The following is a 22,934-nucleotide window of genomic DNA, read 5'->3' on the forward strand; positions in this document are numbered from 1 at the left end:
ACCGCCGCCGGACGGTGTGGGTGACGTGGTGACGCGGGTCCGGGTGGCCAGGGAGATCGCGCGGCGGTGGGTGGCCGAGGTGGGCTCCGGGCTGCCCGGGTTCGGCGGGGCGTTCCTGACCGGCTCGGTGTTGTGGTCGCCGGCGGACGCGGTCCTGGCCACCAGCTCCGACGTGGACGTGATGGTGGTGCTGGACGTCCCGGAGCCACCGGTCAAGCCCGGCAAGCTACGGTACGACGGAGTTTTGCTGGAAATTTCGTATATGTCGGGCGAGCGGTTGGCGTCGGCGGAGGACGTCCTGGGCGACTACCACCTGGCGGGCAGCTTCCACCTGCCCGGGGTGCTGGCCGATCCGGGCGGCCGGCTGACCGCGCTGCACGAGGTGGTGGCCCGCGAGTTCGCCGACCGGCGGCGGGTGCTGCGGCGGTGCGGCGCGGCGATGGACGTGGTGCGCCGCGGGATCGCCGGTATGGACGAGGCGGCGCCGCCGGTCGACCAGGTGATGTCGTGGCTGTTCGGCACCGGGGTCACGACCCATGTGCCGCTGGTCGCCGGGCTGCGCAACCCCACCGTCCGCCGCCGCTACGAGGCCGTGCGGGAGCTGCTGGCCGTACACGGGATGCTGGATCGGCACGAGGCGCTGCTGGAGCTGCTCGGGTGCGCCGATCTGGGGGCGGCGCGCGTGGCGGGGCACCTGGATGTGCTGGAGCGGGTGTTCGACGCGGCCAAGGACGTCCAGGCCGCGTCGTACCCGTTCTCGTCGGACATCAGCGAGGCGGCCCGGCCGCTGTCGATCGACGGCAGCCGGGAGCTCATCGCGCGCGGCCTGCACAGGGAGGCGGTGTTCTGGCTGGTGGCGACGTACGCGCGCTGCCTGAAGAAGCTGTCGCTGGCGGGGGCGCCCACGGAGCCCTATGAGGAGGGGTTTCGCGCGTTGCTGGCCGACCTCGGCGCCGAGACGTCGGCGGACCGGCGGCGGCGCGGGCAGCGCGTACTGGACGCGCTACCCGACCTGTGGCACACCGCTGAAACCCTCGCCCCGGCCTGACACTTGTGTCCGGCCGAGCCGCGCCTGGGCCGCTCCGGCTCGCTCGCGTCCGGCCGACCTATCGCCTGACCCCACACCGTTCGCTCGTTCGCGTCCGGCCGAGCCGCGCCGGATTCCTCGCTCGCCGCTCGCCTGGGTCCGGCTGAGTTGCGCCTGATCGCCCGGCGACACGAGTCAGAGACCGTATCCCTCCTCCAAGAGGCGCAGCCAGATCTCGCTGACCGTGGGGAACGACGGGACGGCGTGCCAGAGCCGGTCGAGCGGCACCTCGGCGGTGACCGCGATGGTAGCCGCGTGCAGCAACTCGGCCGCCCCGGGACCGGCGAACGTGACACCCAGCAGCACCCGCCGCTCCTCGTCCACGACCGCCTTGGCCCAGCCGCGATAGCCGTCGCCGAGGAGGTAGGCCCCCGTGACATTGCCCAGGTCGTATTCGACCACCCGCACCGCGAATCCGGCCTTGCGGGCGGCCGCCTCGGTACGGCCCACCGCACAGATCTGCGGGTCGGTGAACACCACCTGCGGCGCCCCGTACCCGTCCGCGATGTCGCGCATCGCGGGGAGCGTCTCGTCACTGCCCTTGGCGCGCGCCGCGATGACGTCGCCGCAGACCCGCGCCTGGTACTTGCCCATGTGCGTGAGCAGGGCGCGGCCGTTGACGTCGCCGATCGCGTACAGCCAGCCGCCCTCGACGTCCGTCGCCCGCATGCTGTCGTCCACCTCGACCGAACGGCCACCTGCCAGGCCGACCGTCTCGAGCCCGAGACCGGCGGTGGCGGGCACCCGGCCGGTGGCCACCAGCAGCTCGTCGGCCTCCAGCGGCGGGCCGTCGGACAGGTGCACGGTCACCTTGCCACCGGGTTCCGGACGCTCGACGCGTATGACGTCCGTGTTGGTACGCACGTCGATCCCGGCTTCGGCGAACGACTCGGCCAGCAGCTCACCGGCGAACGGCTCCATCTTGGCCAGCAGCGACCCACCGCGTACGAGGACCGTGGTCTGCCGCGCGCCGAGCCCGTGCATGGCCTGCGCCATCTCACAGGCGACCACCCCGCCACCGATCACGGCCAGCCGCTCCGGCACCGCCTGGGCGGCCGTGACCTCATGACTCGTCCAGGGCTTCGCCTCGGCCAGCCCCGGCACCGGGGGGACCAGCGCGGTGCTTCCGGTGGCCAGCACGACGGCGTGCCTCGCGGTCAGCACGCGTTCGGTGGTCTCCTGCCCGTCTCGCGTGGTCACTCGCACCCGCTTGACCCCGTCCAGCCGCCCCCGGCCCCGGACGAACTCGACGGGCACGTTCTTGATCCACTCAACCTGCCCCGAGTCGTTGTAATTCGACACGGCCTCGTCGCGCCGGGCGAGCACCTTGCTCACCTCGAGCGGGCCGAGCGACATGCCGGGCACCCGGCTCACCTCGGCGGCCAGGTCTATCGGGCGCAGCAGCGCCTTGCTCGGGATACAGGCCCAGTAGGAGCATTCGCCACCGGCCAGGCGGTCCTCCACGATGGCGGCGGTCAGACCACCGCGCACGGCTCTGGCCGCGGCGTTCTCGCCGGCGGGGCCGGCGCCGATCACTATGACGTCGAACTCGTCGGTCATGCCTACCTCTCCCGTAACGCTCGCCCCGCTACCGCGGCTCTCACCAGCAGTCTCCCACCGGCCCTCTGCCCTCTCGTCAAGGGGAGGCACCGACTGACGGGTTTCGCCCGGCCGCCCAGGCTGAGCGCCCTTGGGGACGGCCGGTAGTTGAGCGGACCAGTAGTCAGGGCTACCGGTTCTGCCTGGGCGCAGCGCCCCGGGCGGGCACCACCCCGGGCGGGCACTGTCTGGACGGGCACCCTTTGGATCACAGGTCGCAGGTCACAGGGCGCAGGGCGCAGGGCGCAGGGCGCAGGGCGCAGGGCGCCGGACGCCGGACGCCGGACGCCGGACGCCGGGCGCGCTGGGTCAGTTCTGTTCCGGTGCCGGCTCACTTGTCCGGTTCCGGTCGGGTACCGGTCCGGGCGGCCAGTGGTTCTCGGGCGTCGTACTGAGGGGGTCGGCGATGACGAGCATCTCGTTGCCACCGAAGTCGCCGACGACCTGGAATCCGGCCTGCGCGAGGATCGTGCGCAAAGCGAGCTGTACGGCGGTGCGGATGGTCTCGTACTTCACCATGTCGGCCTTGGCGAGATCGGGAGACGCCTCCCACGAGACGACCACCCCGCGACCAGGCTCGCGCCGGAGGCTGAGACCGCCTTCACCCGAGGGCCCCGACGACCCGGATGGCCCGTTTGACCTGGGCGGCTTCGGGGATTCAACGGTGAACCCCGCGTTGGTTAACTCTTGACGGATGAGATGTTCCAGGTTCGCGGGGTCGTACCGTGCGGGGTTCACGTGATCCTGCTGCCCCAACACCGCCTTCTCATGCGGGTTTCCCGTCGTGCGGCGGGTCGGCTGGCGCGACCGGTCAGAGCGGTGAAAGTGAAAGGGCCTGGGAGAACGTGCGGCCGGACCCGCCAACCCGGCTCCATCGCCGCGGGCTCGGCCAGAAGGAGGTTGGAGGTCGGGTCCGCCCTACCTTCCAACCTCGCCGTCAGCTTTGGCCGGACAGAGACGCTGAGGGTTTCTGGAGCTTTGGCCGGACAGAGGCGCTGAGGGTTTCTGGGATCACCTCGGTGTTTCTGGGATCACCTCAGCGCGGACAGGCCCCACAGTTCGGCGATGCGTCCGTCCTGCACCCGGAAGATCTCCAGCATCGTCGGCGGAGACTGCTCGACGACATCGGCCGGGAGCCCGTGCAGGGTCGTGCGTACGGCGACCTTGTCCCCGTCGATGAGCATGTCCTCGACGATCACCTGAACCTCGGGGAACCTCTCGTGGAACCGCGTCCACGCTCGGACGACGCTCTCGGCTCCGGTGGTGCCCAACGGGTGGCTGACGAAATCCGGAGCGAAGATCGTCTCGGCGGCCCCGAAGTCATGGGCGTTGAACGCCTCGTACATGCGCTGTCCGATAGCTCGCACGTCGTCGCTCATCTGCCTGCTCTTTCCTGGGGTTATCAGGGTTCTTGTGGGTAGCACGGGCCATCAGCCGACCGGGTCGATGCGGGCCATGTTGGCGCGCAGGTGCTCCAGGGCGCGCAGCACGATCTCCCGCTCTTGTGCGCTGATCCCGTCGAGCAGTCGCACCTGGTAGGCCTGGTGAGACCGCTCGAGGTCGGCGGCCGCTCGTTCGCCGGTGGATGTCAGGCTGGCCAGGGTGTAGCGGTTGTCCGCCGGATCGATGCGACGGCTGACCAGTCCCTCGGCCTCGAACTCTTTGATCAGCCGGGTGACGCTCGCCCCATCGAGGGACAGGCCCTGACGCAGGTCGCTGTGGCTGGTCTCCCCGTTCCTCCACAGCCGCATCAGCAGCTGAAGCCTTGAGGCGCTCATCCCCACATGCCGGGCGAAGGCCTGGCGCGTCTCACCACAGGCACCACCCAACTCGCGGAAGAACCTGTCTTCGGGAGTCTCCACACGTGCTCTCTCCGCTGTCGGCGCCCCCGTCCCCGCTGGAAGAGCGATCACCTCTACTCTTTCTATCAACAACTCTTGATGCCATCAAGAGTATGAGGCGTCAAGAGGCCACCGAAACGACGTGGTGCACGGACGTGGGATCCGCGGCCAGCGCGAGCAGGCAGTGGGCCGTGTCGGCGCGGGTCGTACTGAGGCCGCCCTTGATGTTGGTGTCCCACGCCGTGCGGTAACGGCCCGTCAGCCCGCGGTCGGTCAGGCGGCTCGGCCGCACGATGGTCCAGTCGAGGTTCGTCGCGCGCAGCCGCCGCTCGGCCTCCCGGAGGTCGGCGTAGGAGTGCTTCAAGAGCCGCTGCACGAAGAGCGGCTTGAGCACGTAGCGGGTGAACACCCCGTCGCCCGCGTCGGCCACCAGACCGCTGGCGCTGGTCATGAGCAGGCGCCGCGTACGGCCTCGCGCCATCGCCGTGGCGATGGCACTGATGCTGTCGGAGTACACCGTGGTGGGCCCCCGGCTGCCGGAACCCATCGCCGACAGTACGGCGTCGCGGTCCCTGACGGCGGGCGCGATGGCGTCCGGGTCCATCAGGTCGGCCTGGACGATGTCGAGGCCGGACGGCAGATCGGCGGGCAGCCGCCGGGGATCGCGGACCACGGCGGTCACCTCATGCCCGGCGGCGAGCGCCTGGCGAAGCAACTCGATTCCAGTACCTCCGGTAGCTCCGAAGATCGTCAGCTTCATGGGCCCTCCTCAGCTCCCGCCCATAGTGAGTGAACGCCCACTCACCCGTCAAATCAGAGAAACGGCCGGTCGTCAGGATGCGTAGGACACTCGCGCACTCGTGTCAGCCGCGCCACTCGAGTGCTCGGACCGCTCGGACAGCTTGGGCCGCTCGGACAGCTTGGGCCGCTTGGGCCGCTCGGACAGCTGCGTCAGCCGATGGAGCTCTTCGACGAAGTCCAGCCGCGGCTGGCTGTGCGGGGCTCAGGTGGTCCCGGCCGTGAACGAAAGCCCTCGCTGTCGGTCCAACAGGCGCCAGGGCAGGGGATCTCCGCTGTATCGCTCACGCTGTGCAGAATCCACGCCTCACGATGGCAAACCGCATCTAGGCCACCCCGCAGGTCGCTTCTACGTTCAGCGGAATCTGGCGTGGAACCCCGGGCGTTTACGCCCGGGGGAAACGACAGCGCGGGAGGGCCCCCAGGCCCGGGCGGTGTCGTGGCGGCCGGTTCATGTGAGCGGATCAGTCCGGCCGTTTCTGGTTGTCGATGTAGTCCTTGATGATCGACGGTGGAGTGCCGCCGCAGGAGGCGGCGAGGTAGGACGGGGACCAGAGGTGTCCGCCCCACAGGTGTTGACGCATGTGCGGGGCGAACTCTTTGCGCAGGAGCCGGGCCGAGGCGCCCTTGAGGAGTTGGCCAGGACTGACAGGGCGACTTTGGGCGGGTGGTGGACCAGCAGGTGCACATGATCGTGCTCGCCGTTGAACGCGACCAGGACGGCGCCGAAGCTGTCGCACACCTCGATCATGATGGCTTCACAGCGGCGCAGCATCTCCTCGGTGAACACATTCCGCCCGGTATCTGGGCATGAAGACCACATGGGCGTGGAGGCTGCAGACGACGGTGCGTCCCCTGCGGATATCGGGATCGGTTTCCCAGCGCGGTGACCTGGACAGAGCGATAGTGTGTTCGATTGTGAGGCTGGTGGTGCAGGTGAAGCTGCTGCCGACGCGCGAGCAGGCGGCGGCGCTGGAGGCGACCCTGCGCGCGGTCAACGCGGCCGCCTGCCAGGTCTCCCGCCAAGCCCACGCCCTGCGCACGTTTCGCAACTATGACCTGCGTAAGCACACCTACACGCAGATCAAGGACGGCTACGGGCTGGCCGCCCAGGCCGCGCAGCACGTCATCAAGAAGGTCGCCGACGCCTACGCCACCCTGCATGCCAACATCCGAGCCGGGAACCTGGGCAAGGCAGGCTCTGCCCGCCGGGTACGGGCCGAATCCACGCCGATCGTCTTCCGCGCTGAGGCCGCCCAGCCGTTCGACGACCGCTGCCTGTCCTGGCAGATCGACGCGCGGACGGTGTCGATCTGGTCGGTGGCCGGGAGGCTGAAGAACCTTCAGTTCACCGCGTCCGCCGAACAGCTCAAGACCCTGTCGGCACACCGCAAGGGCGAGTCCGATCTGCTCTACCGGGACGGCATGTGGTTCCTGATCGCGACCTGCGACCTGCCCGAGCCCCGCATCAAGGACCCGGACGCCTTCCTGGGGGTGGATCTGGGCATCGTCAACATCGCCACCACCAGCGACGGAGCCCGTCATTGCGGCAAGGGGCTGAACGCGGTCCGGCACCGCCACCGCGAGCTGCGCCGCCGGTTGCAGGCCAAGCGCACCAAGTCCGCCAAGCGGTTGCTCAAGCGGCGCCGTCGTAAAGAAGCGCGGTTCGCCGCCAACACCAATCATGTCATCGCCAAGCAGATCGTGACCGAGGCAGAACGCACCGGCCGAGGGATCGCTCTGGAAGACCTCCAGGGCATCCGGGACCGGGTACGGCTTCGCAAGCCCCAGCGGGTCACGCTGCATTCCTGGAGCTTCCACCAGCTGGGAGCGTTCATCGGCTACAAGGCGGCCCGGGCCGGGGTCGCCGTCATCCACGTCGATCCGGCTTTCACCTCCCAGCAGTGCTCCTCGTGCGGGCATGTGGACCGCAACAACCGGCTCGATCAAGCCTGTTTCTCGTGTACGTCGTGCGGCTTCGCTGAGCACGCCGACGTCAACGCAGCCCGCAACATCGCCGCACGCGGTGAGGCGGGCTGGGCAGTCAGTCACGCTGCCTGACGCGGACCAGACCATCGAAGCCATCGACGGCGAGGAACTGCAAGCTCGGTCGCTTACGGCTGAGAAGCTGACAGCATGCCCCTCAAACGCCTCGCCGCCGCAACCGGCGCCGCTCTGCTGGTCGTGGCCCTGACCGCTGCCCCCGCCCGCGCGGACGGATCACACGAGTGCTTCTCCGGCACCCGCACGTCGAACGGCGACTCCTTCAAGTTGAGCGGCTGGGTGTGCGGCGGCTCCGGCTTCTACCAGGTCACCGTCGTCATCAGGTTCGGTGAAGCCAAGGGCACCTACTCCTGCCCCAGCGTCTTCTCGTGGAATGGGGACCTGTCCGGGGACAATTGCCGCTTGACCTAGGCGACATTTCACGTAATGGCGGTCAACGAGCTCCTCGGCGGGACAGAGCCTTCGCGCGGCGCACCGCGAAGGTGCCGCATGAACCCATGCGGCACGGGCGAGAATCCCCGGGAGCGCGTCAAGCGCGGACGTCGAAGCCCAGTGCGGTGGCCACGACGGTCGCCTGGAAGGAGTCGATGATCGCCTTCTTCAGTGTGACCGTCGACGGGTCCAGGTCGGACAAGTCGCTGCCCCGCAGATCGCAACCCGTGAGGTCCGCGCCGCTGAGCCAAGCCCCGGAAAGATCGCTCCGTAGCACCTCGGCCTTCTCCAGCCGGGCGCCCGTCAGGTCGGCCTCGCGCAGCCGCACCCCATGAAAGGCGCTCCCCCGCAGGTCGGCGCCGGGCAGGCCGGTGAACGACCAGTCGCCGCCCTCGACCTTCAGCAGCCCGTAGGAGCAGCCGTCGAACATGCTGCCCGTCAGCTTGCATCCCTTGAACGTCGTGTCGAAGAACGAGCACCGCGAGAACGTGCAGTTGAGGAACATCGCGTCCTCGTGCACGGACACGTTGAAACGGACGCTGCTGAACGTGCACTCCTCGAAGACGCACCCCGTGTTGGTCAGCTCCGTCATGTCCACGTCGACGAACAGGACCCGATGGTAGGTCTCCTGGGTCAGCTCGCGACCGTCCCAGTCGGCCGAGCGGACCGTCGTGGTGGTCGGGGGCGCTGACCGGCCGTGCTTGCGGCCGGCCGTCATCCGGCGGCCTCCGTCGGCTCGACGACGACCACGGGCGACTCCACACGTCTCTGGTCCGGCCCGACGAGAAGTCGCCGCCGACCTACCTCGGCCTGCTCGGCCATCCAGCCCATCGGACCATCTGCGCGGGTGTCCACGTAAGCCCTCCTTCCGCGTCCCCGCGAGCCTCCCACGCGTCACCGACAGAATCCGCCGCACCGGCCCGCGCAACAAGACACCGCCGACCCGCGTAGCAAGGGACCGCTGGCCCGGGGGTTTCTTCGCGCCCGGTCCGCCGTTGGTGTCGGTCGTGATGTGCCAGCATGAGTCGGTGAACGAGCCATTGCCGCGGCCTGGCGAGGTCGGTCTTCTGGAAGTCGGCCGGCTCCGCCTGATCGAGGACGCCGCGCCGTGGGTGCCGCCTGCTGAGCGGGCGGCCATGGATCGCCTGTGGGAGGAGGCGGTCCAGGCCAACCCCTGTCTCTTCGATGGGCCGGTGGTAGCGTGCGCGGGGCTGGATCGGGATGGGCCGCACAGCTTGGTTCTCACCTGGGCGAGGACGACTTACCGGCACCGCGCTCTGGGGCGGGTTCCGGGGGCCACCTCGTGGCTGCCGTCTCTTTTCGTCACTGTCGCGCAACCGGCGACTGATGATGGGAGGCTGCTGGTGGGGCGGATGTCGGCGTCGACGGCCACTCCTGGTCGCTGGCAGCTACCTGGTGGAGCGGTCGAACCGCCCGCCGAGGGTGCGGGCCTCGATACGGCGGCCCTCCGCTGGCACGCCGCTCGGGAACTGGCCGAGGAGACCGGCCTCGGCACAGCGCCGAGTGAGCTGTCCCTGTGGCTGGTCGCGCGCTGCGAGAACGGGAGCGTGGGTGTGGTGTTCCTGGCCCCGCACCGGCCGGCGTCGCTGCTGCGCGAGCGGTTCGCCGCTCTGACGTCCGCCGAGGCGGCGCAGGGGCGCGATCCGGAACTGGAGCAGATCGCTTTCGTCCGCTCCCCGGCCGAGGTGGCAGGCCTCAAAGGCACGTACGTGGACTACCTGGGGCCGCTCGTCCGCCACTACGTCAACTCGGGCTCCTAGAAGCGGACGAACCGGGAGGCCACGGGCCGTTGCCGGCGCATTCCGCCGGAGTCCGGGCCGCGCCCAAGCTCAGGTGAAGTTGACGTCGCTGCAGATGTAGTACGTCTGGTCCATGTGCGAAGCCTTCCAGATCGTGTAGATGACGTGGCGGCCGGTGCGTCCGCCCGCGGTCAGGTTATTGATCATGTACGTCTGGCTGGGCGCGTACTTGGGGGTCTCGCGGACCAGTTCCAGGTGGTTCCAGCCCAGGGCGGTGGTCGTGGCGTTGTAGCCCTGGCGGGTGATGTAGACCCTGATGTAGTCGGCGCCATGGCTGGCCTGGTCGTTCAGGCGGATGTTGAAGGTGCTGCCGAGGTTCGTCATGGTCCAGGCGCCTGGCGTGTCCATGGACCGGTAGCGGCCGTCCTGGGTGTGGCCCGCGCTGCACAGTTGGCCGTTGGGGATGACCGCCTGGTGGTTACCGCCGACGTTGTCGCGGTAGAGCCCGTTCCAGTTCCACATGGCGTTCGTGTTGTCCTGCCATGCCTGCCAGCACATGGGGTCTCGCTGCTGCATGGCGGGGTTCTGGAAGTCGCTGCCCCAGCGCAGCCAGCAACCGTAGTTGCGGGATGCCGGGTCGACGACGGATCCATGCGCTGAAGCGGTGCCAGCCGGCGAGATGGCGTAGAGCGTCGCCGCGAACAGCAGTAGGGCCAGGGCGCGGAGCGCCCAGCGCGGTGTACGGACTCGGGCGTGGGGCATGGTGCGGTCTCCGTTTTCCGGTGGGGGTCTCGGTTATTGGGAGCGCTCCTGCATGGCGGCGACGGTAGATGACTGCATAAGTGAAGACAATGAAAGGTGAGAGTCAACATGGTCGCCGTCGCAGGCGTGCCGCGGTCGATTCGGGGGGCGAGCAGCGGAAAGGCAGTTCCGTGGCCGAGCCGGTGATGTTACGAGTTTGAGTGAAAGTTTCAGCCGCCGATCGACGCCCTCTCGTCGCAGTCCTGGAAGAAAGCGTCATGAAAGCTTTATCGGCGTCTTCTGGTGAATATCTGCCGCAAGATTTTCTTTCACCAGAATTGGCCACATAGACACCGAAAACTGCTCGCTGGTGCTCGGGTGGGCCAGGGGAAAGCAACAGTGCCTGCGCCGCGCATCGGGCCGCCAAAAGTGTCACGTGAAAGTTTCACCCGATCTCGGCTGTTTCCGCTGGTGCAAGCAGGCGGGCCGGGATGGGGTGGCGAGCGGGCAGGGGAAATGGCGGAGCGCTGGCCTAGAGTCGATATTGGGAGCGCTCCCAATATCGATCTCCAAGACTCTACGCACTGACCAAGAATGGCGGGCCATGAGAAACGCGAGCATGAGATGGACGGCGCGGGCGGCCGTGACGCTGCTGGTCGCCGCCGTGCTGGGCGTTCCCGGGGGACCCGCCACGGGCGCCGGGCCGGCCGTTTTCGCGTCGGCAGCGTACCCGTACCAGGATCCGAGCCTGCCCGTGCCGACCCGGGTGGCCGACCTGATGGGCCGGATGTCGCTGGAGGAGAAGCTCGGCCAGATGACGCAGGCCGAGCGCGGCTCGGTCAGCGCCGCCGACGTCACGACGTACCGGCTCGGCTCGGTGCTGTCGGGCGGCGGCTCCGGGCCGTCCCCGAACACGGCCGCGGCCTGGGCGGACATGTACGACAATTTCCAGAACGCGGCCCTGGCCACGCCGCTGGGCATCCCCATCCTGTACGGCGCCGACGCCGTGCACGGCCACAACAACGTCGGCGGCGCCACGATCTTCCCGCACAACATCGGGCTCGGCGCGACCCGGGATCCCGCGCTGGCGCAGCGGGTCGGCCGGGCCGTGGCCGAGGAGGTCTCCGGCACCGGCGTGGACTGGGATTTCGCGCCCTGCCTGTGCGTGGCACGCAACGACCGGTGGGGCCGCACGTACGAGTCCTTCGGCGAGACGCCCGAGCTGGCCTCGTCCATGGCCACGATCGTGACCGGCCTGCAGGGCACCGTCCTGAACGGTCCCGCCTCCGTGCTGGCCACGGCCAAGCACTACCTCGGCGACGGCGGCACCACGGGCGGCGTGGACCAGGGCGACACCCAGCTGTCCGAGGCCGGCCTGCGGGCGATCCACCTGCCGCCGTTCAAGGCCGCGGTGGAGCGCGGGGTGGGCTCGGTGATGATCTCGTTCAGCAGCTGGAACGGCGCCAAGCTGCACGGTAACCAGTACCTGATCACCACGGTGCTCAAGGGCGAGCTGGGCTTCTCCGGCCTTGTGGTCTCCGACTGGGACGGCATCGACCAGATCGACGGCGCCGCCGGCACCTCCGCGCTCGACGTGCGCACGGCCGTGAACGCCGGCATCGACATGGTGATGGTTCCGACGGCCTGGCGGCAGTTCATCGACCTGCTGCGGGCCGAGGTGCAGGCGGGCCGGGTGAGCACGGCCCGGGTCGACGACGCGGTCCGGCGCATTCTGACAAAGAAGTTCGAGCTCGGCCTGTTCGAGAAACCGCTGACCGACCGGTCCTACACCGCGACCGTCGGCAGCTCGGCGCACCGCGCCCTGGCCCGCGAGGCGGTGGCCAAGTCGCAGGTCGTGCTGAAGAACGGCGGGAACATCCTGCCGCTCGCCCGGGGCGGCAAGATCTTCGTGGCGGGCAAGAGCGCGGACGACATCGGCAACCAGAGCGGCGGCTGGACGATCTCCTGGCAGGGCTCGTCCGGCGCCATCACCCCCGGCACCACCATCCTGCAAGGCATCAGGAACAGCGCGGGCTCGGCCACCACCGTCACCTACAGCCGCGACGGCAGCGGCATCGACGGCTCCTACCGCGTGGCGATCGCCGTAGTCGGTGAGACGCCGTACGCCGAAGGCCAAGGCGACCGACCGGGCGGCCTGGGCCTGGACACCACCGACCTGAACACCCTCGCCACCCTGCGCGCGGCCGGGGTGCCCGTCGTGGTCGTACTGGTCTCGGGGCGCCCCCTCGACATCGCGGCCCAGCTGCCCAACTGGAATGCCCTGGTGGCCGCCTGGCTGCCGGGCACCGAGGGCCAGGGCGTGGCCGACGTCCTGTTCGGCACGGCGCAGCCCACCGGCAAGCTGCCCGTGACCTGGATGAGCGGCGCCGCCCAGCAGCCGATCAACACGGGCGACGGCAAGACGCCGCTGTTTCCGTACGGCTTCGGCCTGACATACGGGCAGCCGCAGGACGACACCAGCCCGCCCACCGCGCCCGGCACCCCGGTCGCGTCCGAGATCACCTCCTCGTCCACGAGCCTGTCGTGGTCCGCCTCGTCCGACAACGTGGGCGTGACCGGCTACGACGTGGTCCGAGTGCAGCCGACGGGCGAGACGACGGTGGCCACGGCCGCGACCGCCACGGCCACCGTCACCGGCCTGGCCGCGAACACGTCCCACACCTTCGCCGTCTACGCCAAGGACGCCGCCGGCAACCGCTCGCCGCGCTCGGGGACGGTCACCGTGACCACGCGCGCCGACGGCGGGACGGGCGGCTGCACGGTCACCGCGACGGCGCAGAGCCAGTGGAGCACCGGGTACGTCATCCAGGCGGCGGTGACCAACACCGGCACGAGCGCCGCGAACGGCTGGGGCGTCACCTTCACCTTGCCGTCCGGCCACCAGATCACCGGGTCGTGGAACGCCGCCCTGACGGTGAGCGGCCAGGCCGTCACGGCGGGCAACGCCGCGCACAACGGGACGCTGGCGCCCGGCGCGAGCACGTCCTTCGGCTTCCAGGCCAGTCGCCCGGCCGGCGACACTCACCTGCCATCCGGCTACGCCTGCGCGTTGAAAATTACATCGTAGGAGGCGACGAACGCGCAGCTCGCGGGGCAGGCACCGCGACAGGTGGTGGATCAGATCATTGTTGACGCGTCGAAAACTGCGTAGCGTACGAGTCCCCCGTCATTGACGATGATCTCGACAGATCGGTCAAGGAGCCCGCCATGCGCGCGCGAACGACCCCGTCCCTGATCATGATTCTCTTGGCCGCCGTGGGACTCGTGGTCACGAGCCCCACCGCCGCGCAGGCGATCGGCGGCTTCGACTACTCCCGGGCGCAGGCGTCCGCCACCGGCCTGCAGGTGCCGTGGGGGCTGGCCTTCCTGCCCGACGGCAGCGCGCTGGTCTCCGAGCGCGGCACCGCCCGGATTCTCCAGGTACGCCCGGGACAGACCCCGGTTCGGGTGGCCACCGTCAACGGGGTCGCCGCCTCCGGCGAGGGCGGGCTGCTCGGCATCGCCGTGTCGCCGACGTACGCCCAGGACCAGTGGGTCTACGCCTACTTCAGCACGAGCAGCGACAACCGGCTGGTACGGTTCCGGCTGACCGCGCCGCAGACCCAGAACGTCCTGTTCTCCGGCGTGCCGCGGGCCTCCATCCACAACGGTGGCCGCCTCGCCTTCGGCCCCGACGGCCAGCTCTACGTGTCCACCGGCGACGCCGGCAACACCGCCAACGCACAGAACCTGAACACCCCGGCGGGCAAGATCCTGCGCATGACGCCGAGCGGCGGCGTCCCGGCGGACAATCCCTTCGCCGGCTCCCGGGTCTACAGCTACGGCCACCGCAACGTGCAGGGGCTGGCCTGGGACGCGCAGGGCAGGATGTACGCCAGTGAGTTCGGCCAGAACACCCGGGACGAGATCAACCGGATCGTCGCGGGCGGCAACTACGGCTGGCCCACCTGCGAGGGCGTCTGCGGCAACCCGTCCTTCCGCGACCCGATCGTCACGTGGTCGACGGCCGAGGCGTCGCCGAGCGGGCTCGCGTACGCCAACGGCACGCTGTTCGCCGCCGCCTTGGGCGGGACCCGGCTGTGGACCGTCCCGCTGACGAGCGCCGGCGGGGCCGGGACGCCGGTCGCCGAACTGCGGGGCACCTACGGGCGGCTGCGCGCGGCCGCGGTGGGTCCGGACGGATGGCTGTGGGTGACGACGAGCAACCGCGACGGGCGCGGCGCCCCGGTGGCCCAGGACGACCGCATCATCCGCATTCCCCCCACTGGCACGCCCTGAGCGTCAGTGTCCGGCGTGCTCCTGGGGCTTGGCCACCACCCAGGCCCGCGCGGAGCCCACCTGGCGCTCCAGATCGGAGAGGAGGGCGGCCAGGTTCTCGTGGTCCATGTACGCGGTCTGCTCGATGCTCGATCGGTGTGTCTCCACCTGCCCCGCCAGGCTGTTGATCTTGCTCAGGGTGTCGCTGAGGTCCCGGCTTTCCTGCTGACTCAGATCGCACATGCCCTCACAGTAAAGACGGCCCCTCCCGCCGTACATATATCTGGCAAGTAGGTTGTGCGTGCCCCGAGGCTGGAAGGATGGGCGCATGCGCTTCGCCCGGGCTCTGGTCTTCGCGGTGGTGTGTGCCGCCGTGACGGCGGCCGGGCATGCCTTCGCGGGTGGCGCGGCGGTCGCGCCCGGCGTCATGGTCCTGGGCGGGCTGGGCGCACTCGGCCTGGCGTACGGCCTGGGCGGGCACGAGCGCGGCCCCGAGGTCGTGTTCGGCGCCACGGTGGGCACGCAGGTGGCGCTGCATCAGCTGTTCGGGGTGACCACGCCCAGCAGCGGGCACGCGCATCTGACCGTGGGCATGCCGCTGGTGCACCTGACGATCGCGGTGCTGACGGGCTGGTGGCTGCATCGGGGTGAGAGCGCGTTCTGGCTCATGCTGCGCCTGGCGGGCCGCCCCCGGCTCGCCCTGCCGCGCCCGCTTCGCCCGGTTCCCGCCCTCGCTCCGATACGCCGGGCTCCGGCGCGGGCGCCGCTGCGGCCGTCGATCACGGTCCAGATCGCGACCGCGGAGCCACGCAGAGGGCCTCCCACGAGGGGAGTCACCGAATCGCCAACACTTCCCTCGTCATGGAGTCCACCTTGCCTATCCTTCTTCCCAGAACCCTGGTGCTTCGCAGAACCCTCGTGGCGGTGATCGGGTGCGGGCTGTTCCTTGCCGCCACCGCGCCCGCCGCCCTCGCCCACGACAGCCTCAAGAGCAGCTCACCCGCCAAGGGCGCCACCGTGTCCGGCGTCGAGACGATCGAGCTGGAGTACTCCTCCCGCGTCCGCTTCCCGCTAGTGGTGCTGCGCACCGCCGCCGGCAAGACGATCCAGCTCGGCGAGCCGCAGGCCGACGGCCCCAAGGTGCGGACCGCCGTGCCCACCCAACTGGCGGGCGGCCCGTACGTCATCGCCTGGCGGGTGGTCTCGTCCGACGGCCACCCGATCGAGGGCGAGATCCCCTTCACCGTGAAGGGCGCCGCGGCCGGCACGACGGCGTCCGCCACCGAAGCCGCCCCGGCCGCACCCGCCACCTCGGCGGAGAGCACCCGACCTGCCGCTGCGGCGCAGGACGGGGGCGGCATCCCCGGGTGGCTCTGGGGCGGACTCGCCGCGCTGGTGGTGGCCGGCCTGGCGGTCTGGCTGCTGTCCAGACGAACCAGCGGCCCAAGCGGGCCCAGCGACCCTGACAGCCCCGTCGGCCCGGCCGGTCAGCCGACCGCACCGACGGAGCAACCGGACGTACCGGCGGGACCGTAGACGTACCGGCCGGACTACCGGGACGTACAGGCCGTAGCCGACCCACCCGGTGTCAGGGCACCATCCACCCCAGCACCGGCGTCGACTGCAGGAACACCAGCACGCAGAGGATGAGCAGCAGCACGGCGCTCCAGCCGATCACCCGGCGGAACAGGTTGCCCTCCTCCCCCACCAGGCCGACCGCGGCCGTGCCGATGGCCAGGTTCTGGGGCGAGATCATCTTGCCCATGACGCCGCCGGCGCTGTTGGCCGCGCCGAACAGCTCCGGCGGGATGTTCAGCTGGCCCGCCGCGGTGGTCTGGAGCTTGGCGAACAGGGCGTTGGCGCCCGCGTCCGTACCGGTGATCGCGACGCCGAACCAGCCGACGAGCGGTGACAGGAACGCGAAGAACGCGCCCGCGCCCGCCAGGAACAGCCCGAGCGTCTGGATCTGCCCCGAGAACTGCATGACGAAGGCCAGCGCGAAGACCGACAGGATGGTGACGATGGCCCAGCCGAACTGCCGGATCGTGGCCCCGTAGGTGGCCAGCGCCGAGGCCGGGCTGATCCGCAGCACGAGGAGCGTGAGCAGCCCGGAGACGAACAGCAGTGTCCCCGGGTGCGAGGCCCACGGCAGTTCGTAGACCACGGGCACGGCCTTGCCCGCCGGGTTCACCATGTCGAACCCGGGCCAGGCGGGCTTGACGGTGAAGCCGGCGAGGTAGGTCTTGATCGCGGGGATCTGCGCGATGGAGAACAGCGCGATGATGATCGCGTACGGGGCGAATGCCGCGATCTTGTCGCCGGTGGTGTCGCCGCCGGGGCGGCCGTGGGTGCGGACGAACGCCGGGTCGTCCACGGACCCGCCCGCGATCGGGGTGGGGGTCGGGGTGAACCCGACCGTCTCGGCCGGCTTCCAGATCTTGCCGAACGCGACCAGCACGATCGCCGAGACCAGGGCCGCCGCGATGTCGGTGAGCAGGTAGTTCACCTGGGACATCAGGATCTGCGTGACGCCGAAGCTGAGCCCGGCGACGAGCGCGGCGGGCCACGCCTGGCGCAGGCCGCGCCGCCCGTCGGCGACGAAGATCAGGATGAACGGCACGAGCAGCGCGATGAACGCGGTCTGCCGGCCCGCCATCGCGCCGAACGGCTCGGGCGGCAGCTCGGTGACGCTGCCCAGGATGGTGATCGGGTTGCCCATGCCGCCGAAGGCGACGGGCGCGGTGTTGGCGATGAGCGCGATGACCGCGGCGCGCATCGGCTCGAAGCCGAGCGCGATGAGCATGACGGCGCAGATGGCGATCGGTGAGCCGCCGCCGGCCAGGGCCTCGATGAGCGCGCCGAAGGAGAACGCGATGACGATGGCGGTGATCCGCTTGTCGTCGCTGATGCCCTGGAAGGCCCGGCGCAGCACCGCGAAGTGGCCGCTGCGCTCGGTCATCTTGTAGATCCAGATGGCGTTGAACGTGATCCACAGGATCAGCAGCACCGCCCTGGCCGCGCCGTACAGGGCGGAGTCGAGCGCCTGTGCGACCGGCATGCCGTACGCGAAGGGCAGGATCGCGATCAGGAAGCCGACGACCAGGCCGGAGATGCCCGCCCAGTGCGCCTTCCACTTGAAGACGCCCAGCAGCACCAGCACCGCGAGCAGGGGCAGGGCGGCCAAAAGGGCGGACAACCATAGGGAGCCGGTGGGGTTGAAGTTCTGCTGGTACACCGCGCGCCTCCGGGGGGTGGGCGTTCCATTGGATAGAACAGTGTTCCGTGTCTAGGATCGTAGGACGCCGAACAACCGGAGGGAAGAGATGGAAATACGGCATCCCACCGCACCCGACCAGATCCGCCATTTCGGCACCGCGGAACTCCGCGCCCGTTACCTCGTCGAGGGCCTGTTCGGGCCGGAGGTGGACGGTGTCTACACCCACCAGGACCGGATGGTCGTCGCCGGGGTCAGGCCGAGCGGGAAGGCCCGGCTGGCGGCGTTCGACCCGCTGCGGTCGGCGCACTTCCTGGAGCGCCGCGAGCTGGGCGTGATCAACATCGGGGAGACGGGCACCGTGGAGGTCGACGGCGTGCCGTACGAGCTGGACCCCAAGGACTGCCTGTACGTCGGCCGGGGCGCGCGCGAGGTGACGTTCGAGCGCGGCACGTTCTACCTGGTCTCCGCCCCGGCGCACGAGACGTTCCCGACCACGCACGCGCGGCTGAAGGACGTGGATCCGGTACGGCTGGGCAGCGCCGACGGCTCCAACGACCGGACCATCTACAAGTACATCCACCTCGACGGCATCCGCAGCTGCCAGCTCGTCATGGGCGTGACCGTGCTGGAGCCCGGCAGCATGTGGAACACCATGCCGTGCCACACCCACGACCGCCGTACCGAGGTCTACCTGTACTTCGACCTGCCGAGCGACGAGCGGATCGTGCACCTGATGGGCCGCCCCGACGAGACCCGCAACCTGATCGTGGCCAACGAGCAGGCGGTGATCTCGCCGAGCTGGTCGGTGCACTGCGGGTTCGGCACGCGCAGCTACGCGTTCGTGTGGGCGATGGCCGGGGAGAACCAGGCGTTCGACGACATGGACCAGGTCGCGATCACGGAGATGCGGTGACGGATGGAGCTGTTCTCGCTCACCGGCCGCACGGCGCTGGTCACCGGGGCGCGGTCGGGGATCGGCCGGGCGATCGCGGTCGGCCTCGCGCGGGCCGGGGCCGACCTGATCCTGCACGGCCATCGCGACGACCTCGACGAGACCGAGCGCCAGGTCAAGCCGCTCGGCGCAGACGTACGCAAGCTCGTCCTCGACCTGGGCGACCCGGCCGCGATCAGGCCCGCGCTGGAGCCGGTCCTGGCCCAGGGCGAGGTGGACATCCTGGTCAACAACGCGGGCACGATCAGCCGGGGCTCGACCAGCCTGGACGACTGGCGGCGGGTGATGGCCGTCGACGTGGACGCCGTGTACGTGCTCAGCCAGGCGCTGCTGGAGCACGGCACCACGAAGGTCATCTCGATCGCGTCGCTGCTGTCGTTCCAGGGCGGGATCAACGTGGCGTCCTACGCGGCGGCCAAGCACGCGGTGGCCGGGCTGACCAAGGCGCTGTCCAACGAGTGGGCGCCACGGGGCGCGCAGGTCAACGCCATCGCCCCCGGCTACATCGCCACCGACGTCACCACGGCCCTGCGGGAGGATTCAGGGCGCGAGCGGGAGATCCGGTCGCGGATCCCGGCCGGGCGCTGGGGCGAGCCCGCGGACCTGGAGGGGGCGGCCGTGTTCCTCGCCTCGCGCGCCTCCGACTACGTCACCGGCCACGTGCTCGTCGTGGACGGCGGCTGGCTGGCCCGCTGAGTATGCTTGATCGGGTGGACCCCAGGCCGAGCACCGCCATCGACAAGGCGCTTTGGGTGCTGGAGGCCCTCGCCGAGCACGAGAGCGTCACCAAGATCGCGACAGCGACGGGCCTGCCCAAGTCGACGACCCACCGCATCCTGCAGTCGCTGGCCGAGCACGGCTTCGCCCGGCCCGACGGCGCCGGCGGCTACCTGCCGGGTCCCAAGATCCTCACGCTGGCCGGCCGGATGCTGGCCCGCTTCGATCCCGTACGCCAGGCCTCGCCGGTGCTGCAGCGCCTGCACGACCAGACCGGCTACACCGTGCACCTGGCCGTGCTCAACGGCGACGAGGCCGTCTACGCCGCCAAGCTGGAGGGCCGCAAGCCCTACCAGATGCCCTCGCGCGTCGGCATGTCGCTGTGGCTGCACTCCAGCGGGATCGGCAAGGCGATGCTCGCGGCCATGTCCGACGACGAGGTGGCCGGCATCGCCAGCCGCACCGGGCTGACCCGGCGCACGCCCGCCACGATCACCACGCAGGCCGCGCTCCGCCGCCACCTGGCCCGGATACGGGAGTGCGGCTTCGCGATCGACGACGAGGAGAACGAGGCGGGCATCCGCTGCGTCGCCGCGGCCGTCTTCGACCACATGGGGCACGTGGTGGCCGGCGTGAGCATCTCGACGCTGACCCACGAGCTGTCGGTGGCGGACGCCCAGGAGCTCGGCCCGCTGGTCGCGGCCACCGCCCACGAGGTCTCCCGCACCCTGGGCGCCCCGATGGAGCTGTTCACCGGCTAGGCGGCCCGGTGGATATTCAGTCATAGCTGAGCACCAGGCTGGTGTGCCGCTTGGCGATGACGGCCGCGCCCTCCGGGGCCGGGCCGAGGTAGGCGTCGATGCGCAGGTCGCAGGCTTCCGGGCGGCCCGCCGCGTCCCACGCCCGGACGTGCGCGATCAGCTCCGCCGCCAGCGCCGCACCGCCGGGCCCGTACCCGCGGGCGCGCAGCTCCCCTTCGGCCGCCAGTACGGCCAGACCGTCCCGGCCGACGATGCCCACCGTCATGCCGTAGCCCCGGCTGGTCACCGGTGCCCACCGCAGCCGCCCGGCCAAGGATCCCCAGCGGGGCTCGTGCAGCGCCAGCCACAGGCCCACCCCGCCGCCCATCAGCGACAGGCGGGGCAGCGGCGCCACACCGTCGGCGGCCACCTCGGCGACGGGCTCGTCCAGCATCGCCAGGACGTCGCCCACCTCGCGCGGCTCGGGCAGCGTGAGCGCCAGGTCGGCATCGCCGTCCAGCATCAGCGTGACCTCGGGCCCGGCGGAGGGGCCGCGCATCCGCATGAAGCCGCAGGGCTCCACCGACCGGCTGGACCAGTGGTCGCCGGCGTCCTCCATGGCCACGGACACCTGCACGCCGCGCAGGTCCAGCGGCACCACGAGCCGGCCGCCGGGCGCCAGCTGCTCCAGCCAGGCCGGGGCCAGGTCCCACACGCCGACGGTGGCGATCACCCGGTCGTACGGCGCCGCCTCCGGGAAGCCGGCCGCGCCGTCGGCGCACTCGACGCTCACCTCGGGATAGGCGGCGGCGTCGAGATGCCGCCGCGCCGCCGCGACCACGTCGGCGTCGATGTCGACGCTGACCACCCGGCCCTCCGGCCCGGCCAGGTGGGCGAGCAGGGCGGCGTTGTAGCCGGTGCCCGCGCCGATCTCCAGCACCCGGTGGCCGGGCCGGACGTCGAGCTGGTCGAGCATGATGCCCATGATCGCGGGCTGTGAGGAGGAACTGATCGGCCGGCCCTCCGCGTCGCGTTTGGTGACGATGGGCTCGTCCCGGTAGGCCGCCTCCGGGTCGAAGTCCGGCAGGAACCGATGCCTCGGGACCAGCCGGAACGCCTCCGCGACCCGCTCGCTCACCTCCCCGCGTTCGAGCAGCTGGGCGACCATGGCCTCGCGGTACTCGTCGAACTCCATACCCGAGATGATTCCCGCGAGCGGGCAAGAATGCCTGGCAAAGAATTCGAGTCAGGAGGTTTGACCGGCCCAATGAGGGAAGGGCAGGCAGTTCATGTACGTCGATCGTGAGGAGGAGCCGTAGTGCTCACCCTGACAAACAACGCAGCCCAGGCGATTCGCGACTTGACCGCGGCCGCGCCCGAGCCTGCGCAGAGCGGTATCCGCATCTCGTCCCAGGGCGAGGGCTCGAGCTCGCTGACCCTTTCCCTGGCCACCGCGCCGGAGCCGGCCGACGAAGTCGTCGAGGCCGAGGGCGCGCGGGTGTACCTCGACCCGGTGGCCGCGACCGTCCTGGAGGACAAGTCTCTGGACGCGGGAGCGGACGACCAGGGCTCCGTGTCCTTCCTGGTGACCGACCAGCCCGTCTAGACGGGCCATATCGGCCTGGCGAGCGGCCAGGCCGGCTGAAACGGACCACCACCGGTCCGGTACGCACCTTTCGTCGGGCCGTACCGGACCAGTGGTTCGTCAGGCTGTACCGGTCAGGCGCCGGCGAACAGCTTGTGCAGGTAGCGGATCTGCTCCTCGTTCTGGAAGCCGCCGCCGCCCTCGTGGCCGTTCCACGGCCAGACGCTGATCTCCTTCGGCCCGCGCCAGTGGTTGTAGGCGGCGAAGACCGTGGACGGCGGGCAGATCTGGTCCATGAGCGCCACCGAGTAGAGCGCGGGCACCTGCCCGCGGGCGGCGAAGTTCACGCCGTCGAAGTACGACAGCGTGCGGAACACCTGGTCGGCACTCTCCCGCCGGGTGGACAGGAACCGGACGATCTCCTGGTACGGGTCCCGGTCGGTGATCTCCACGGCCCGGCGGAAGTGTGTCAGGAACGGCACGTCGATCAGCGCCGCCTTGATCGCCGGGTGCAGTGCGGCGGTCGCCTGCGCGATGCCGCCACCCTGGCTGCCGCCCGAGGCGACGATCCGCGAGGCGTCCACGGCCGGGTGCGCGGCGGCCACGTCGACCGCGCGGACCGCGTCGGTGAAGACCCGCCGGTAGTAGTACTGGTCGGGGTTGAGGATGCCGCGGGTCATCATGCCGGGGGCCTGGGCATGGTCGCCACCGTACGGGTCGCCGGTCACGCCGGGGCTGCCCGGGCTGGCGCCGCCGTGACCCCGGGTCTCCATCACGAACACCGCGTAACCCGCGGCGGGCCAGGTCAGGTGGTGGTGCGGGAAGCCGCGGCCGCCGCTGTAGCCGATGTAGTGCAGCACACACGGCACCGGCCCCTCCGCATCGCGCGGCACGAGGAACCAGCCGTTGATCCGATGGCCGCCCCAGCCCGCGAACGAGACGTCGTACACCTCGACCGAGTCGAGCGGCAGGTCGTACGGAGTGAACTCCGCCGCCGCGTCGAACTCGCGTGCCTCCGCGAGCGTGCGCGTCCAGAAGTCGTCGAAGTCGGCGGGCTCGTCGCGGTCAGGGAGGTAGGAACGGAGCTGCTCAAGCGGCAGGTCGAACAGGGCCACGTAGGTCTCCAACCTTCGTAGAGGGTGGAGCCATTTCATCGCATCTGTTGGTGTTCGCGCTATTTGGG

The 22,934-nt window shown here is 70.2% G+C and carries 24 protein-coding genes and 1 pseudogene; 12 read left to right on the plus strand and 13 right to left on the minus strand.

Features of this window, described 5'->3' with window-relative positions; all coding sequences use genetic code 11:
* The first annotated feature begins 25 nt into the window (after positions 1-25).
* Positions 26-1,048 carry a hypothetical protein gene (locus AB0B61_RS19195; RefSeq protein WP_358433194.1) on the plus strand — a complete coding sequence of 341 codons (1,023 nt, stop codon included), beginning with the start codon at positions 26-28 and terminating at the stop codon, positions 1,046-1,048.
* A gap of 174 nt (positions 1,049-1,222) precedes the next feature.
* On the opposite strand, the gene AB0B61_RS19200 is transcribed toward AB0B61_RS19195, so the two are convergent.
* From AB0B61_RS19200 to tnpA, 6 genes and pseudogenes are all read right to left on the minus strand, one after another.
* A complete protein-coding gene (locus AB0B61_RS19200) occupies positions 1,223-2,647 on the minus strand; it encodes an NAD(P)/FAD-dependent oxidoreductase (protein WP_358433197.1) in 1,425 nt (474 codons plus the stop codon).
* Positions 2,648-2,995: 348 nt separating this feature from the next.
* Positions 2,996-3,250, minus strand: a complete 255-nt coding sequence (locus AB0B61_RS19205) for a hypothetical protein (protein ID WP_358433199.1) — start codon at positions 3,248-3,250, stop codon at positions 2,996-2,998.
* Positions 3,251-3,717: 467 nt separating this feature from the next.
* Entirely contained in the window at positions 3,718-4,065 is a 348-nt protein-coding gene (locus AB0B61_RS19210; protein ID WP_358433202.1) for a nuclear transport factor 2 family protein, read from the minus strand.
* Positions 4,066-4,116: 51 nt separating this feature from the next.
* Positions 4,117-4,548, minus strand: coding sequence for a MarR family winged helix-turn-helix transcriptional regulator (locus AB0B61_RS19215; protein WP_358433204.1), 432 nt, complete (start codon positions 4,546-4,548; stop codon positions 4,117-4,119).
* A gap of 100 nt (positions 4,549-4,648) precedes the next feature.
* A complete protein-coding gene (locus AB0B61_RS19220) occupies positions 4,649-5,287 on the minus strand; it encodes an SDR family oxidoreductase (protein WP_358433206.1) in 639 nt (212 codons plus the stop codon).
* A 502-nt stretch (positions 5,288-5,789) separates the two neighbouring features.
* Positions 5,790-6,224, minus strand: a pseudogene (gene tnpA, locus AB0B61_RS19225) (IS200/IS605 family transposase).
* Positions 6,225-6,243: 19 nt separating this feature from the next.
* On the opposite strand from tnpA, the gene AB0B61_RS19230 reads away from it, so the two are divergent.
* Together AB0B61_RS19230 and AB0B61_RS19235 are read left to right on the plus strand one after the other, a co-directional pair.
* Complete coding sequence (locus tag AB0B61_RS19230; protein ID WP_358433208.1) at positions 6,244-7,386, plus strand: transposase; 1,143 nt, start codon at positions 6,244-6,246, stop codon at positions 7,384-7,386.
* Between the two features lie 75 nt (positions 7,387-7,461).
* Entirely contained in the window at positions 7,462-7,740 is a 279-nt protein-coding gene (locus AB0B61_RS19235; RefSeq protein WP_358433211.1) for a hypothetical protein, read from the plus strand.
* A 118-nt stretch (positions 7,741-7,858) separates the two neighbouring features.
* Here AB0B61_RS19235 and AB0B61_RS19240 read toward each other — a convergent pair whose 3' ends face one another.
* Positions 7,859-8,479: a pentapeptide repeat-containing protein gene (locus tag AB0B61_RS19240; protein ID WP_358433213.1), complete on the minus strand. Its 621-nt coding sequence runs from the start codon at positions 8,477-8,479 to the stop codon at positions 7,859-7,861.
* On the minus strand, positions 8,476-8,616 hold the full coding sequence (locus tag AB0B61_RS19245; protein ID WP_358433216.1) for a hypothetical protein: 141 nt from the start codon (positions 8,614-8,616) through the stop codon (positions 8,476-8,478). Before AB0B61_RS19245 ends, AB0B61_RS19240 begins: the two co-directional genes overlap by 4 nt.
* Positions 8,617-8,789: 173 nt before the next feature.
* On the opposite strand from AB0B61_RS19245, the gene AB0B61_RS19250 reads away from it, so the two are divergent.
* Positions 8,790-9,542, plus strand: coding sequence for an NUDIX domain-containing protein (locus AB0B61_RS19250; RefSeq protein ID WP_358433218.1), 753 nt, complete (start codon positions 8,790-8,792; stop codon positions 9,540-9,542).
* A gap of 69 nt (positions 9,543-9,611) precedes the next feature.
* On the opposite strand, the gene AB0B61_RS19255 is transcribed toward AB0B61_RS19250, so the two are convergent.
* Positions 9,612-10,283, minus strand: a complete 672-nt coding sequence (locus AB0B61_RS19255) for a lytic polysaccharide monooxygenase (RefSeq protein ID WP_358433221.1) — start codon at positions 10,281-10,283, stop codon at positions 9,612-9,614.
* Positions 10,284-10,866: 583 nt separating this feature from the next.
* Here AB0B61_RS19255 and AB0B61_RS19260 point away from each other — a divergent pair.
* Both AB0B61_RS19260 and AB0B61_RS19265 read left to right on the plus strand, forming a co-directional pair.
* Positions 10,867-13,350: a glycoside hydrolase family 3 N-terminal domain-containing protein gene (locus AB0B61_RS19260; RefSeq protein WP_358433224.1), complete on the plus strand. Its 2,484-nt coding sequence runs from the start codon at positions 10,867-10,869 to the stop codon at positions 13,348-13,350.
* Positions 13,351-13,490: 140 nt separating this feature from the next.
* Positions 13,491-14,561, plus strand: a complete 1,071-nt coding sequence (locus AB0B61_RS19265; protein ID WP_358433226.1) for a PQQ-dependent sugar dehydrogenase — start codon at positions 13,491-13,493, stop codon at positions 14,559-14,561.
* Positions 14,562-14,564: 3 nt separating this feature from the next.
* Here the strand turns inward: AB0B61_RS19265 and AB0B61_RS19270 are convergent, their stop codons facing one another.
* Positions 14,565-14,783, minus strand: a complete 219-nt coding sequence (locus AB0B61_RS19270; protein ID WP_357957222.1) for a hypothetical protein — start codon at positions 14,781-14,783, stop codon at positions 14,565-14,567.
* 85 nt (positions 14,784-14,868) lie between these two features.
* Between AB0B61_RS19270 and AB0B61_RS19275 the strand changes: the two genes are divergently transcribed.
* Positions 14,869-15,468, plus strand: a complete 600-nt coding sequence (locus AB0B61_RS19275; RefSeq protein WP_358433229.1) for a hypothetical protein — start codon at positions 14,869-14,871, stop codon at positions 15,466-15,468.
* On the plus strand, positions 15,441-16,076 hold the full coding sequence (locus tag AB0B61_RS19280) for a copper resistance CopC family protein (RefSeq protein ID WP_358433232.1): 636 nt from the start codon (positions 15,441-15,443) through the stop codon (positions 16,074-16,076). The genes AB0B61_RS19275 and AB0B61_RS19280 overlap by 28 nt, the downstream gene beginning before the upstream one ends.
* Positions 16,077-16,128: 52 nt before the next feature.
* On the opposite strand, the gene AB0B61_RS19285 is transcribed toward AB0B61_RS19280, so the two are convergent.
* Positions 16,129-17,775: an L-lactate permease gene (locus AB0B61_RS19285; RefSeq protein ID WP_358433234.1), complete on the minus strand. Its 1,647-nt coding sequence runs from the start codon at positions 17,773-17,775 to the stop codon at positions 16,129-16,131.
* A gap of 88 nt (positions 17,776-17,863) precedes the next feature.
* Here AB0B61_RS19285 and kduI point away from each other — a divergent pair, with 88 nt between their 5' ends.
* Genes kduI through AB0B61_RS19300 form a run of 3 tightly spaced genes read left to right on the plus strand, consistent with a single transcriptional unit; the run spans position 17,864 to position 20,187 of the window.
* Positions 17,864-18,670: a 5-dehydro-4-deoxy-D-glucuronate isomerase gene (gene kduI / locus AB0B61_RS19290; RefSeq protein ID WP_358433237.1), complete on the plus strand. Its 807-nt coding sequence runs from the start codon at positions 17,864-17,866 to the stop codon at positions 18,668-18,670.
* Positions 18,671-18,673: 3 nt separating this feature from the next.
* Positions 18,674-19,405: an SDR family oxidoreductase gene (locus AB0B61_RS19295; protein ID WP_358433240.1), complete on the plus strand. Its 732-nt coding sequence runs from the start codon at positions 18,674-18,676 to the stop codon at positions 19,403-19,405.
* A 14-nt stretch (positions 19,406-19,419) separates the two neighbouring features.
* Entirely contained in the window at positions 19,420-20,187 is a 768-nt protein-coding gene (locus AB0B61_RS19300; RefSeq protein WP_358433243.1) for an IclR family transcriptional regulator, read from the plus strand.
* Positions 20,188-20,203: 16 nt separating this feature from the next.
* Here AB0B61_RS19300 and fxlM read toward each other — a convergent pair whose 3' ends face one another.
* The gene (gene fxlM / locus AB0B61_RS19305; RefSeq protein ID WP_358433246.1) at positions 20,204-21,361 is read right to left on the minus strand and encodes a methyltransferase, FxLD system; all 1,158 of its coding nucleotides are present in this window, start codon (positions 21,359-21,361) and stop codon (positions 20,204-20,206) included.
* Positions 21,362-21,484: 123 nt separating this feature from the next.
* Here fxlM and AB0B61_RS19310 point away from each other — a divergent pair, with 123 nt between their 5' ends.
* A complete protein-coding gene (locus AB0B61_RS19310) occupies positions 21,485-21,772 on the plus strand; it encodes a Fe-S cluster assembly protein HesB (RefSeq protein ID WP_358433249.1) in 288 nt (95 codons plus the stop codon).
* A 113-nt stretch (positions 21,773-21,885) separates the two neighbouring features.
* On the opposite strand, the gene AB0B61_RS19315 is transcribed toward AB0B61_RS19310, so the two are convergent.
* Complete coding sequence (locus AB0B61_RS19315) at positions 21,886-22,866, minus strand: acetylxylan esterase (RefSeq protein ID WP_358433252.1); 981 nt, start codon at positions 22,864-22,866, stop codon at positions 21,886-21,888.
* Positions 22,867-22,934 lie beyond the last annotated feature (68 nt).

Origin of the sequence: Nonomuraea sp. NPDC049158, from assembly GCF_040648335.1 — a bacterium.
In the GTDB taxonomy this organism is placed as follows: Bacteria; Actinomycetota; Actinomycetes; order Streptosporangiales; family Streptosporangiaceae; genus Nonomuraea.